Genomic DNA, 12,491 nt, shown 5'->3' with positions numbered 1-12,491 from the left:
CCAAAGCATGGCACCCGCACGAAGCGGGCGCTTACTTTCAGATGTGACGAACTTCGACAATTTCGTACTCGATAACGCCGCCCGGCGTCTTCACAGCCACCACATCACCCTCTTCCTTGGCAATCAAGGCGCGAGCCAGTGGCGAGCCCACGGAAATCTTGCCGAGTTTGAAGTCAGCTTCGTCCTCACCCACGATGTGGTACGTGACGCGCTCGTCAGTCTCGACGTTGGCGATTTCCACGGTGGTGCCGAAAATCACTTTACCGGTGTGGGGAATGGTCGTGACGTCGATGATGACCTGATTCTGGATCCGGCCTTCGATGTCACGAATCCGCGCTTCGACCATACCTTGCTGCTCGCGAGCAGCGTGGTATTCGGCGTTTTCCTTCAAGTCACCCAATTCGCGGGCCGTACCGATGTCCTGGCTGAGCTTCGGACGGACGACCTTGGTCAGGTGAGCGTGTTCTTCTTCCAGGGCCTTCGCGCCCTGGACGGTCATTGGGTACTTGATCATGCCTTCAATCCTGCGTGTAGATCCTGCAAGCGACGCACAGTCTTCTCGGGACCGAACTTCAGCGCTTCGCAGATGGCTTCGCCCGCAGCAATAGTCGTGGTGCAGTAGATCTTGTGCTGCAAGGCATTGCGACGAATGGAATACGAATCGGCAATCGACTGGCGACCTTCGGTGGTGTTGATGATCAAAGTCACTTCGTCGTTCTTGATCATGTCGACCACGTGCGGACGACCCTCGGTCACCTTGTTCACGCGGCGCACTTTCAGGCCTGCGGCTTCGATCAGCTTGGCAGTACCGGCAGTGGCAACCACTTCGAAGCCCAAGTTGATCAGATCACGGGCCACACCTGCAACCAGTGGCTTGTCGTCGTCACGCACGCTGATGAACGCGGTGCCGCCGGTCGGCAGCACTTCGCTGGCACCCATTTGCGCCTTGGCGAACGCTTCGCCGAACGTATCGCCGACGCCCATCACTTCACCGGTGGACTTCATTTCAGGGCCCAGGATCGGGTCCACGCCAGGGAATTTGGCGAACGGGAACACCGCCTCTTTCACGCTGTAGAAGTTTGGAATGATTTCCTTGGTGAAGCCGATTTCTTTCAGGGTTTTACCGGCCATCACGCGAGCCGCGATCATCGCCAGGGAAACACCGATGCACTTGGACACGAACGGTACGGTCCGGGAAGCACGCGGGTTGACTTCGATAACGTAGATGTCTTCGCCTTGCAGTGCCAACTGAACGTTCATCAGGCCGACAACGCCCAGTTCCAGGGCCATTTTCTTGACCTGTTCACGCATCTCGTCCTGGATGTGCGCAGGCAGCGAGTATGGCGGCAGGGAGCACGCGGAGTCACCGGAGTGAACACCGGCCTGCTCGATGTGCTGCATGATCGCGCCGATTACCACATCGGTGCCGTCGCAAACCGCATCCACGTCCATTTCGATGGCGCAGTTGAGGAAGTGGTCGAGCAGCACCGGGCTGTCGTTCGACACTTTCACCGCATCGCGCAGGTAGCGCTTGAGTTCTTCTTCTTCGTAAACGATTTCCATCGCACGACCGCCCAGTACATAAGACGGGCGAACCACCAGCGGGTAACCGATTTTGCTGGCAGCACGAATCGCTTCGTCTTCGCTACGCACGGTGGCGTTAGGCGGCTGACGCAGGTTCAGACGCTCGACCATCTGCTGGAAGCGCTCACGGTCTTCGGCACGGTCGATGGCATCAGGGCTGGTGCCGATGATCGGGACGCCGGCTTCTTCCAAAGCGCGAGCCAGTTTCAGCGGGGTCTGGCCGCCGTACTGGACGATCACGCCCTTGGGCTTCTCGACGCGGCAGATTTCCAGCACGTCTTCCAGAGTGACCGGCTCGAAGTACAGACGATCAGAGGTGTCGTAGTCGGTGGAAACCGTTTCCGGGTTGCAGTTGACCATGATGGTCTCATACCCGTCTTCGCGCAGGGCCAGTGCCGCGTGTACGCAGCAATAGTCAAACTCGATGCCTTGGCCGATGCGGTTTGGACCGCCGCCCAGAATCATGATCTTGTCGCGGCCCGATGGCGCGGCTTCGCACTCTTCTTCGTACGTCGAGTAAAGGTAAGCGGTGTCGGTAGCGAACTCGGCAGCGCAAGTGTCGACGCGCTTGTAGACCGGGAACACTTCGAGCTTGTGCCGATGGCGCCGCAGGTTTTTCTCGGTCACGCCCAGCAGCTTGGCCAGACGCATGTCGGAGAAGCCTTTGCGCTTGAGCTTGAACATCATGTCGCGGTCGATGCTGGCCAGGCCGAGAGTCTTGACCTTTTCCTCTTCCTTGATCAGATCTTCGATCTGCACCAGGAACCAGGGATCAATCATGTTCATGCCGAAAACATCTTCGACCGACAAACCGGCGCGGAAGGCGTCAGCGACGTACCAGATACGCTCAGCGCCCGGCACCGTCAGCTCGCGCTTGAGCACGCTCATGCTTTCCGGATTGCTCAGATCGAGCTTCTCGTCGAGACCGCAAACCCCGACTTCCAGACCGCGCAGGGCTTTGTGCAGGGATTCCTGGAATGTCCGGCCGATCGCCATGACTTCACCGACCGACTTCATTTGAGTGGTCAGGCGTGCGTCGGCTTTCGGGAATTTCTCGAACGCAAAGCGTGGCAGTTTGGTCACAACGTAGTCGATCGACGGTTCGAAGGACGCCGGAGTCTTGCCGCCGGTGATGTCGTTCGACAGTTCGTCGAGGGTGTAACCGACTGCCAGTTTGGCCGCGACCTTGGCGATCGGGAAACCGGTGGCTTTCGAGGCCAGAGCCGACGAACGGGAAACCCGCGGGTTCATCTCGATGACGACCATGCGGCCAGTGTTCGGGCAGATGCCGAACTGGACGTTGGAGCCGCCGGTTTCCACGCCGATCTCGCGAAGTACCGCCAGGGAGGCGTTACGCAGGATCTGGTATTCCTTGTCGGTCAAGGTCTGGGCCGGTGCAACCGTGATCGAGTCACCGGTGTGCACACCCATCGGGTCAAAGTTTTCGATGGAGCAGACGATGATGCAGTTGTCCTTTTTATCGCGGACAACCTCCATTTCGTACTCTTTCCAGCCGATGAGCGATTCGTCGATCAGCAGCTCTTTGGTCGGCGACAGGTCCAGACCGCGGGCGCAGATCTCTTCGAACTCTTCACGGTTGTACGCGATACCGCCACCGGTGCCGCCCATGGTGAAGGATGGACGAATGATGCACGGGAAGCCGAGCTTCTCGAGGACCGCGTTCGCCTCTTCCATGCTGTGGGCGATACCCGAACGCGGGCAGTCCAGACCGATGGACTTCATCGCCTTGTCGAAGCGCGAACGGTCTTCAGCCTTGTCGATGGTGTCCGCGTTGGCGCCGATCATTTCTACGCCAAACTTCTCCAGAACGCCTTCGCGCTCCAGATCCAGCGCGCAGTTCAGAGCAGTTTGGCCGCCCATGGTCGGCAGCAGCGCGTCCGGACGCTCTTTTTCGATGATCTTGGCAACGGTCTGCCATTTGATCGGTTCGATGTAAGTCGCATCGGCCATGGCCGGGTCGGTCATGATGGTCGCCGGGTTGGAGTTGACCAGGATGACGCGGTAACCCTCCTCGCGCAGGGCTTTGCAAGCCTGGGCGCCGGAGTAGTCGAATTCGCAGGCCTGACCGATCACGATCGGGCCAGCGCCGAGAATCAGGATGCTTTTAATGTCTGTACGTTTTGGCATGGGTTTGTCACTCAAATCCGCGGGTCAGTCGGCAAGCCGTCTTGTTCAATCTGTGCAACCTTGAGGGGGCCACCGGTTATCGGGACCGCCCTCAAGCGTTACTGCATCAAGGCCAGCGATCAGCGTCGCTTGGCCATCTCGTTGATGAAGCGATCGAACAATGGCGCTACGTCGTTCGGGCCAGGGCTGGCTTCCGGGTGACCCTGGAAGCTGAAGGCGCTCTTGTCAGTACGTTCGATGCCTTGCAGGGTGCCGTCGAACAGCGATTTGTGAATCGCGCGCACGTTGGCTGGCAAGGTCGCTTCGTCTACCGCAAAACCGTGGTTCTGGCTGGTGATCATCACCACACCGCTGTCCAGATCCTGAACCGGGTGGTTGGCACCGTGGTGGCCATGGCCCATTTTCACGGTCTTGGCGCCGGACGCCAGAGCCAGCAGCTGGTGCCCAAGGCAGATGCCGAACACCGGAATCTCGGTCTCCAGCACATCCTTGATCGCCTGGATGGCGTAATCGCAAGGCTCCGGGTCACCCGGGCCGTTGGACAGGAATACGCCATCCGGGTTGAGCGCCAACACGTCAGACGCTGGCGTCTGAGCCGGCACGACGGTGACGCGGCAACCGCGCTCGACCAGCATGCGCAGGATGTTGAGCTTGACGCCGTAGTCGAAGGCAACCACGTGGTACGGCAGCTCGGAGGCTTCGATGGTCGCGTGGCTGTCGGTTTTCAGGTCCCAGACAGTCGAGCGCCATTCGTACTGCTCTTTGGTGCTGACGACTTTCGCCAGGTCCATGCCTTTCAGGCCAGGAAAACCCTGGGCAGCGGCGATGGCGGCTTCTTCGGAAATATTGTCACCGGCCATGATGCAGCCGTTCTGTGCGCCTTTTTCTCGCAGGATGCGGGTCAGGCGGCGGGTGTCGATACCGGCAATAGCCACAACGTTGTTGGCTTTCAGGTAATCGGACAGGGGCAGCGTGTTACGCCAGTTGCTCGCAACCAGTGGCAGGTCGCGGATCACCAGGCCTGCAGACCATACGCGATCCGACTCGGCATCTTCCGGCGTGGTGCCGGTGTTGCCGATGTGAGGGTACGTAAGAGTAACGATCTGTTGGGCGTAGGAAGGATCGGTAAGAATTTCCTGATAGCCGGTCATGGCGGTGTTGAAAACCACCTCTCCAACGGTCTGACCGTCGGCTCCAATTGCTTCGCCGCGGAAAATGCTGCCGTCAGCAAGGGCGAGTATGGCTGGCTTAGTCAAGAAGACCTCCCGTAAATAAAGCCTGAAAGGGCGATCGCAGGTGTAAAAAAGCGGAGTGACGTATGGACACGTCACCCCGCTCATTCACTGAATTATTCTGCGCGCTTTTAGTGAACACACTAAAGCTGTAGCTTACAGAAAAAGGCTTTTTCGGTCTACCGCCAATCAGTCTGAAAGGCCGGGGAATGCGACAGGTCGTCGCCTGGCGGTGTAAAACCGGGCTCAAACGTTGAGTTTGAACCCGATTCAAGGCGCTCTCAACGCAGGTCGAGTACGTCTTGCATGTCATATAGGCCTGGCTCACGACCCTCCAGCCACAAGGCTGCACGTACAGCACCTTTGGCAAACGTCATACGGCTCGATGCCTTGTGAGTGATTTCCAGACGCTCACCCTCGCAGGCAAACAGCACGGTATGGTCGCCGACCACATCACCACCGCGCACGGTCGCGAAGCCGATGGTTTCCCGCTCGCGCACACCGGTGTGCCCTTCACGACCGTAAACGGCAACCTTCTGCAGATCACGATCCAGCGCAGCGGCGATCACTTCGCCCATGCGCAAAGCCGTGCCTGACGGCGCATCGATTTTGTGCCGGTGATGCGCTTCGATGATCTCGATATCCGCATCATCACCCAGCACGCGAGCGGTCATCTCGAGCAGTTTCAGCGACAGATTTACGCCCACACTGAAATTGGCCGCGAACACGATGGGAATGACTTTTCCCGCTTCAGCCAGCAATTGTTTCTGCGCGGCATCCAGCCCGGTGGTGCCGATGACCATCGCCTTGCCGGCCTTGCGACAGAACGCGAGGTTTTTCAGCATGACTTCCGGGAGCGTGAAGTCGATCAACACATCGAACTCTTCAGCCACCGCCTCCACATGCCCCGAAAGCGGCACGCCGATACGTCCCAGCGAAGCCAGCTCACCGGCATCCACACCGATCAGCGGGCTGCCAGGGCGGACGATGGCAGCCGTCAGCCCGGTCAGCGGCGCGCGTTGCTGCACCGCCTCGACGAGGATTTTGCCCATGCGCCCGGCAGCGCCCATCACAGCTATACGTCGCATGCCGACTCCTTACAGATCGCCGAAGAAGCGCTTCACGCCTTCGAACCAACCCGTGGTTTTCGGCGAGTGACTGTTATCGCCCGCCAGCGAACTGCGGAACTCTTCGAGCAACTCGCGCTGACGACGACCCAGGTTGACCGGGGTTTCCACCGCCACACGACACATCAGGTCACCCGCACCGCCGCCACGAACCGGGGCCACGCCCTTGCCGCGAACACGGAACTGCTTGCCGGTCTGAGTCCCTTCCGGGATCTTCAGTTTGACCCGGCCATCAAGCGTCGGAATTTCAAGTTCGCCGCCCAATGCCGCATCGACAAAACTGATTGGTACTTCGCAGAACAGATGCTTGCCGTCGCGCTGGAAGATCGCGTGCTCGCGCACATTGATCACCACGTACAGATCGCCCGTCGGACCGCCCTGCGCGCCCGCTTCGCCTTCGCCAGACAGACGAATGCGATCACCGGTATCGACACCGGCCGGCACTTTCACGGAAAGGGTTTTGTACTCTTCGACACGACCTTCGCCGTGGCAGGAATCACACGGATCGGAAATGATCTTGCCTTGGCCATGGCAGCGCGGGCAGGTTTGCTGCACCGAGAAGAAGCCTTGCTGCATACGGACCTGGCCAATGCCGCCGCACGTCGGGCAGGTGACGGGCGAGGAGCCCTTCTTCGCGCCCGAACCATCACACGGCTTGCAGTTGACCAGTGTCGGAACGCGGATATTCACGGTTGTGCCGCGAACCGCTTCTTCCAGGTTCAACTCGAGGGTGTAACGCAAATCGCTGCCGCGCTGAGCGCCGCCACGAGCACCGCCGCGACCGCCACCGAAGAAGTCGCTGAACACGTCGCCGAAGATATCGGAGAAGTTCTGACCGCCAAAACCGGCACCGCCGCCACCCATGCTTGGGTCGACACCGGCATGACCATACTGGTCGTACGCTGCACGCTTGCTGGAATCGGACAACACTTCGTAGGCCTCGTTGGCCTCCTTGAACAGTTCTTCCGACGCTTTGTCATCGGGATTACGGTCCGGGTGGTGCTTCATTGCCAGGCGACGGTAAGCCTTCTTCAGGTCTGCTTCGCTTGAGCCGCGCTCAACACCCAATACTTCGTAATAGTCACGCTTTGCCATAAGTCTTTGCACTCTTAAGGACGTTCGGCAAACCCCTCCTGAGCCTCGCCAAACTCGTTGAGCCCCAATACAGGCCCGGACCCAACTCACGTCAATTCAACGATCCTGGTCTATGTTTCGATACGGTATTTTCGGCGCGAAAAGCAGGAGCATTCCCGGCCATACCAGCAGCACGCGAATGCTCGTCGCATGCTGTAAAAATTCGCGTACTCCAGACACGCCAACGCGGGAGCAGGCTCCCGCGCGGCGACATCCTACCAGTCACCGCCTGAAGGCAGTCAACCGGGCGACCAACAACTTACTTGTGGTCTTTTACTTCTTCAAACTCGGCGTCGACAACGTCGTCTGCAGGCTTCTTGTCCGCGTCACCTTGTGGTGCAGCGCCTTCAGCAGGCTGAGCCTGTTCGGCGTACATTTTCTGCGCCACTGGAGCGGAGACTTTCGACAGCTCTTCAACCTTGGCTTCGATGGCAGCCTTGTCGTCGCCTTTGACGGCGACTTCCAGCGCAACCACTGCCGCTTCGATCGCAGTCTTCTCCTCAGCGCTCACCTTGTCGCCAGCATCAGCGATCATTTTGCGCGTCGAGTGAACCAGTGCATCGCCCTGGTTACGGGCGGCGGCCAGCTCTTCGAACTTGCGGTCTTCGTCAGCATTGGTTTCCGCATCGCGGATCATCTGCTGAATCTCTTCCTCGGACAGACCGGAGTTGGCCTTGATCACGATCGACTGAGTCTTGCCGGTGGCCTTGTCTTTCGCGCCGACGTGCAGGATGCCGTTAGCGTCGATGTCGAAGGTCACTTCGATTTGTGGCACGCCACGTGGTGCGGGTGGAATCTCGGCCAAGTCGAACTTGCCCAGAGACTTGTTCTGCGCGGCTTGCTTGCGCTCGCCCTGCAGGACGTGAATGGTCACAGCGCCCTGGTTGTCGTCGGCAGTCGAGAACACTTGCGATTTCTTGGTAGGAATCGTGGTGTTTTTCTCGATCAGCGCGGTCATCACGCCGCCCATGGTTTCGATACCCAGGGTCAGCGGGCTGACATCGAGCAGCAGAACGTCCTTCACGTCACCGGCCAATACTGCGCCCTGGATAGCAGCACCCATGGCAACGGCTTCGTCCGGGTTCACGTCTTTGCGAGCTTCTTTACCGAAGAACTCGGTGACCAGCTTCTGAACCAGTGGCATGCGGGTCTGACCGCCGACCAAGATCACGTCGTTGATCGCGCCAATATCGATACCCGAATCTTTCAGGGCGATACGGCATGGCTCGATGGTGCGCTGAACCAGGTCTTCAACCAGCGACTCCAGCTTGGCGCGGGAAATCTTCACGTTCAAGTGCTTTGGACCGGTGGCATCTGCGGTGATGTACGGCAGGTTCACGTCGGTCGAATTGCTCGAAGACAGTTCGATCTTGGCTTTCTCAGCAGCTTCTTTCAGGCGCTGCATCGCCAGCGGGTCACCTTTGAGGTTCATGCCGCTTTCTTTCTTGAATTCGTCAACGAGGTAGTCGATCAGACGAATGTCAAAGTCTTCACCGCCCAGGAACGTGTCACCGTTGGTGGCCAGTACTTCGAACTGGTGCTCGCCATCGACTTCAGCGATTTCGATCACGGAAACGTCGAAAGTACCGCCGCCCAGGTCGTAAACGATCACGGTGTGATCGCCCTTTGCCTTGTCCATACCGTAAGCCAGTGCGGCTGCGGTTGGTTCGTTGATGATGCGTTTAACGTCCAGACCGGCGATACGGCCGGCGTCTTTGGTCGCCTGACGCTGGCTGTCGTTGAAGTAAGCCGGAACGGTGATCACCGCCTCAGTCACTGGCTCGCCGAGGTAGTCTTCAGCGGTCTTCTTCATCTTTTTCAGAATTTCAGCCGAGATTTGTGGCGGCGACATCTTCTGGCCGTTCACTTCTACCCAGGCGTCGCTGTTGTCGGCCTTGACGATCTTGTAAGGGACCATCTGGATGTCTTTCTGTACGACTTCTTCGTCAAAGCGACGACCGATCAAACGCTTCACCGCGTAAAGGGTGTTGTGCGGATTGGTCACAGCCTGACGTTTGGCGGACTGGCCAACCAGGATCTCGCCATCGTTGGCGTAAGCGATGATCGACGGCGTGGTGCGCGCGCCTTCAGCGTTTTCAATAACTTTGGCCACGCCGTTTTCAAGCACGGAGACGCAGGAGTTGGTGGTCCCCAGGTCGATACCGATAATTTTGCCCATGTTAACTCTCCCGAAACTTTTGGATTTGGTTGCCGCAGCAGTGGTGGCTAACTGCGGTAGCACTTAAACGCTTGACTTATAAATGGGGGCCTTGTGGCCGATTTCAAGCCTGCTCATCAATAGAAGGCGAAACCGGCGCCGGGGGCTTGCTGACCACAACCATGGCCGGGCGCAGCAGGCGACCATTGAGCTGATAGCCCTTCTGGAAGACCTTGAGCACGCTATTGGGCTCGACATCAGCGCTTTCCTGCATGGCCATTGCCTGATGCTGAACGGCGTTGAACGGTTCGCCGTGCGGGTCGATCGCTTCCAGCTGATAACGTTTCAGGGTGTCCTGGAACATTTTCAGGGTCAGCTCGATCCCTTCGCGCATCGGACGGATGCTTTCGTCATCCGGGTTGGACAATTCCAGGCCGCGCTCCAGGCTGTCGATGATCGGCAGCAAGTCGCCAGCGAACTTTTCGAGGGCGAATTTGTGCGCTTTCTCGACGTCCTGTTCAGCGCGACGGCGGACGTTCTGCAGGTCAGCGGCTACACGCAAAGCCTGATCCTGAGCGCCAGCCAATTGCTCTTCGAGCGCTTGTACACGAGCCACCAGGTCATTACCCGAATCCTGGGCAGCCTGATCGGCGTCTAGATTTTGCGTATCCACTGTCTGTTCGTCAGCCATAGATTTCTCCTTTCAATTACGTCCGCGAGCTCAACCCGCGCTTCTGTCCCGATATATGGGGCCGCAAAATCCTGCTTCAAGGGCAGGTCGCGATTAACCCTACAAAAACAGCAGCATTGCGGTGATCGCCGTTGGCATTTCGTCGGCAAGGACAAATCAGGCGAAAAATGGGCATTGTCAGCTCAAAACAAAACACTGTATAAATAACCAGACCTAAAGCCTGGGAGCGGCCTTTATGCTGGTGCACCTGTCCGTACATAACTACGCCATCGTCGAACATCTCGATCTCGAACTCGATCGCGGAATGAGCGTGATCACGGGTGAAACCGGCGCCGGCAAGTCAATCATGCTCGACGCCTTGGGCCTGACACTCGGCGACCGCGCCGACAGTGGCGTGGTCCGCCCCGGCGCGGACAAGGCCGACATCCTTGCCACGTTCGATCTGGTCGACATCCCGGAAGCCAGCGCCTGGCTCGCCGAGCGTGATCTCGAGAGCGACGGACCGTGCATCCTGCGAAGGGTCATCACGGCGGAAGGTCGTTCGCGTGGCTATATCAATGGCACACCCTGCCCGCTCGGCGACCTCAAGGCTCTGGGTGAGTTGCTGATCGATATCCACAGCCAGCATGAGCATCAGTCGCTACTAAAAACCGACACGCATCGCCGCCTGCTCGATGAATACGCTGGCGCCACAGATCTTGCCCGCCAGGTACAACTGGCCGCTCAACGCTGGCGCCAGACACGTCAGGAGCTGGAACGTCTTTCCAACTCCGGCGATGAACAACGTGCTCGCCATCAACTGCTCAGCTATCAACTCGAAGAGCTGGAGAACCTCGGTCTCGGTGAAAACGAACTCGAGCAGCTGGAACAGGAACACAAGAACCTGACGAACGCGGAAACCCTGCTCGGTATCTGCCGGCAAGTGGTTGAGCAATGCAGTGAAAGTGATTCCGGCAATGTCTTGAATGCGCTGACCGCCAGCCTCAACCGCCTGTCGAGCGTGACCACTTCGGTTGGCGCGCTCGGCGAAGCCAGCAGCTTGCTGACCAGCGCCCAGATCCAGGTAGAAGAAGCCGTAGGCGAGCTGAATCGCTTCCTCGATAATTTCGATGCCGACCCGGCGCGCCTGCAATACCTGGAGGAACGTCTCGATTCGATCTACACCATGGCGCGCAAACACCGCATCCAGCCGACCGAGGTTGCCGAAATGCAACAGCGCCTGCTGGACGAAATCGAAACTTTGAATGCAAACGACGAATCGATCGAACGTCTGAGCGATGAACTGGCCTCTTATGCCCGTCATTATCAGGAGAAGGCCCGGGAGCTGAGCGATCTGCGCCATCAAGCCTCCAGCAGCCTGGCCAGCGCAGTCGAACAGGAAATCCAGCGCCTCGGCATGCCGGGCGGTCGCTTCACAATCGAGTTGCGCCCCAATGACAGTGACGAGCTGCTACCGAACGGCCTCGAGCAAGTTGAGTTGCTGGTCAGTGCCAACCCGGGGCAGCCGTTGAAGGCGCTGGCCAAAGTAGCGTCGGGTGGCGAGCTGTCGCGGATCAGTCTGGCCATTCAGGTCATCACCGCACAAACCTCACGCGTACCAACGCTGGTATTTGACGAAGTGGACGTAGGCATTGGCGGCCCGACGGCCGAAATCGTCGGTCAACTGCTGCGACGCCTGGGTGAGCGCGGGCAGGTACTGACGGTGACCCACTTGCCGCAAGTGGCAGCGCAAGGGCATCAACACCTGTTTGTGCACAAGGTACGAGGCGAAGATGCCACCCGAACGGCGGTTTCCAAGCTGAGTAAAAACGAGCGCGTGGAAGAAGTTGCGCGAATGCTGGGCGGCATCGACCTGACCAAGGAATCTCTCGCTCACGCGAAAAAAATGGTCGTCACCGCAAAAATTTAGAAATGACAGACAGCACGAAGGCGACCCTGGGGTCGCCTTCGTTCGTTTCGCGAACACAACGTTCGCGCGACATGCTTACTTTTTCTTGCGCACGTACAGCACAAGATTGTGGTCAACCATCTCAAAGCCATATTTGTCGACGATGGCTTTCTGCAGTCGCTCGATTTCTTCGTCGAAGAATTCGATCACTTCACTGGTTTCGACGTTGACCATGTGGTCGTGATGCTTGCCGTCATCCAGTTCGAAGACCGCGTGCCCCCCGTCGAAGTTGTGCCGCACCACAAGGCCAGCTGCCTCGAACTGGGTCAGAACACGGTAAACCGTGGCCAGACCGACGTCCTCACCAGCCTCCATGAGCGCCTTGTAAACATCCTCGGCACTCATGTGGCGTTGCTCGGCGGAATCGAGCATTTGCAGAATCTTGACCCTTGGAAGGGTCACTTTGAGGCCGGCTTTGCGTAGTTCGCTATTTTCAACCATGGTCAGCTTTCTCGCGATGCTGCTTCGC

9 protein-coding genes are annotated in these 12,491 nt (G+C 58.5%); 1 reads left to right on the top strand and 8 read right to left on the bottom strand.

The window, feature by feature from the left end; all coding sequences use genetic code 11:
* Nucleotides 1-37: 37 nt before the first annotated feature.
* The 7 genes from greA to grpE all read right to left on the bottom strand — a co-directional run bounded on the left by greA (nt 38) and on the right by grpE (nt 10,074).
* Complete coding sequence (greA, locus tag ACYZT1_RS04240; protein WP_150633542.1) at nt 38-514, bottom strand: transcription elongation factor GreA; 477 nt, start codon at nt 512-514, stop codon at nt 38-40.
* Nucleotides 511-3,732: a carbamoyl-phosphate synthase large subunit gene (gene carB / locus ACYZT1_RS04235; RefSeq protein WP_462017813.1), complete on the bottom strand. Its 3,222-nt coding sequence runs from the start codon at nt 3,730-3,732 to the stop codon at nt 511-513. Before carB ends, greA begins: the two co-directional genes overlap by 4 nt.
* 119 nt (nt 3,733-3,851) lie before the next feature.
* Nucleotides 3,852-4,988 carry a glutamine-hydrolyzing carbamoyl-phosphate synthase small subunit gene (carA, locus tag ACYZT1_RS04230; RefSeq protein WP_462017812.1) on the bottom strand — a complete coding sequence of 379 codons (1,137 nt, stop codon included), beginning with the start codon at nt 4,986-4,988 and terminating at the stop codon, nt 3,852-3,854.
* Nucleotides 4,989-5,245: 257 nt separating this feature from the next.
* Nucleotides 5,246-6,052, bottom strand: a complete 807-nt coding sequence (gene dapB, locus ACYZT1_RS04225) for a 4-hydroxy-tetrahydrodipicolinate reductase (protein WP_462017811.1) — start codon at nt 6,050-6,052, stop codon at nt 5,246-5,248.
* 9 nt (nt 6,053-6,061) lie between these two features.
* On the bottom strand, nt 6,062-7,186 hold the full coding sequence (gene dnaJ / locus ACYZT1_RS04220; RefSeq protein WP_462017810.1) for a molecular chaperone DnaJ: 1,125 nt from the start codon (nt 7,184-7,186) through the stop codon (nt 6,062-6,064).
* A 298-nt stretch (nt 7,187-7,484) separates the two neighbouring features.
* Complete coding sequence (gene dnaK / locus ACYZT1_RS04215; RefSeq protein ID WP_462017809.1) at nt 7,485-9,404, bottom strand: molecular chaperone DnaK; 1,920 nt, start codon at nt 9,402-9,404, stop codon at nt 7,485-7,487.
* 103 nt (nt 9,405-9,507) lie between these two features.
* Nucleotides 9,508-10,074, bottom strand: coding sequence for a nucleotide exchange factor GrpE (gene grpE, locus ACYZT1_RS04210; RefSeq protein ID WP_462017808.1), 567 nt, complete (start codon nt 10,072-10,074; stop codon nt 9,508-9,510).
* A 235-nt stretch (nt 10,075-10,309) separates the two neighbouring features.
* On the opposite strand from grpE, the gene recN reads away from it, so the two are divergent.
* The gene (recN, locus tag ACYZT1_RS04205; protein WP_462017807.1) at nt 10,310-11,983 is read left to right on the top strand and encodes a DNA repair protein RecN; all 1,674 of its coding nucleotides are present in this window, start codon (nt 10,310-10,312) and stop codon (nt 11,981-11,983) included.
* Between the two features lie 75 nt (nt 11,984-12,058).
* Here recN and fur read toward each other — a convergent pair whose 3' ends face one another.
* Nucleotides 12,059-12,463, bottom strand: a complete 405-nt coding sequence (gene fur, locus ACYZT1_RS04200) for a ferric iron uptake transcriptional regulator (protein WP_003197684.1) — start codon at nt 12,461-12,463, stop codon at nt 12,059-12,061.
* Between the last annotated feature and the right edge of the window lie 28 nt (nt 12,464-12,491).

Source organism: Pseudomonas sp. PB3P13 (assembly GCF_054897735.1).
This window is presented reverse-complemented; position numbering and strand designations above follow the sequence as displayed.